Consider the following 1,282-nt stretch of genomic DNA (forward strand, 5'->3'; position numbering starts at 1 on the left):
CCCGGGTGCTTTCCGGACGGATCCCCCGGGGTCCCGGCCTGCCGCCGCTTCCGGCGGCCCGCTGGTACCAACCCCCGTCCGTGAACGGATCAGTGGCGTGATCGTCCCCCCGCGCTGTTGACCGTGGCCATGCACCACCCGACGCTTTCACGCGGCCCGCACAACCGGCGCACCGTCATCACGGTTCCCGGCCCGGCGGGTTGTCCGGTTCCCCGTCTCCGGAAGGAACTTTCGATGCGTCGTACCGCCGCTCTCCTCTCCACCGCCGCCCTGCTGGGCGCGGCCGCCTCGCTCGCCACGCCCGCCGTCCACGCCCAGGCCGCGGGCGGGTGTTACGCCTACGTCGGCGGCTGGAACGCCTACGGCAACTGTTCCGGCATCGACCCGCTGCAGAGCTGGTACGTGGTCGCCACCTGCCAGTACTGGAACGCCGACCACACGGTGCAGTTCTCCCGGCCCGTCACCGGGTACGGCGTGGTCGGCGACGGCACCTCGGTCGCCTCCTGCGGCTTCAATGACACCGTGGCCTTCCCGCACGTCGTCTACGGCGTCAAGCTCCCGCCGCAGCCCGCCGGCCCGATCGGCCAGATCAGCGGGTACGCGAGCAAGTGCGTCGACGTGAAGGGCGCCAACACCGCCGACGGCACCCCCGTCCAGATCTACGACTGCAACGGCACCAACGCCCAGCAGTGGAAGATCGCCGTCGACGGCACCATCCGCGCCTTCAACAAGTGCATGGACGTCACCGGCGCCGGCACCGCCAACGGCACCAAGGTGCAGCTGTACACCTGCAACGGCACCGGCGCCCAGCAGTGGCAGGTCCGGGCGGACGGCTCGATCCTCAACCCGTCCTCCGGCCGCTGCCTGGACGACCTCGGCTTCTCCACCGCCAACGGCAACCAGCTGGGCATCTGGGACTGCAACGGCGCGGCCAACCAGGTCTGGCACGTGCCGGCCTGATCCGTCAGCCCCGGCCGCCCAGCGCGCCGCGGGCCAGGGCGGCGAGGGCCGCCGTGATCCGCGCGGGAGTGAGGCCGGCGTCGCGCTGGTGGCGGAAGAGTTCGGGGGCGAGCGGGGCGAGCAGCTGGTCGGCGAGGACCTCCGGGTCCGGCCGGCCGGCCTCGCGGGCCAGGTGGGTGACGTGCAGCCGCCAGAAGGCGTAGGCGCCGGTCCGGTAGCGGGCCGCGCCGGTCTCGGCGCCGAGCACCAGGTGCACATGGGTCTCCAGCAGCTCGACCATCGCCGCGTAGAAGGCGGCCAGCCGTTCGGCCGGGGCGGGAGC

The 1,282-nt window shown here is 72.8% G+C and carries 1 protein-coding gene and 1 pseudogene; one reads left to right on the forward strand and one right to left on the reverse strand.

Annotated features, from left to right (window positions below):
- The first annotated feature begins 234 nt into the window (after positions 1-234).
- Positions 235-960, forward strand: a complete 726-nt coding sequence (locus tag ABD308_RS10330) for a ricin-type beta-trefoil lectin domain protein (RefSeq protein WP_344331252.1) — start codon at positions 235-237, stop codon at positions 958-960.
- Positions 961-964: 4 nt separating this feature from the next.
- Here the strand turns inward: ABD308_RS10330 and ABD308_RS10335 are convergent.
- Positions 965-1,282: pseudogene (locus tag ABD308_RS10335) on the reverse strand (TetR/AcrR family transcriptional regulator); the annotation flags it as partial.

The organism is Kitasatospora putterlickiae (assembly GCF_039527695.1).
GTDB classification, from domain to species: Bacteria; Actinomycetota; Actinomycetes; order Streptomycetales; family Streptomycetaceae; genus Kitasatospora; species Kitasatospora putterlickiae.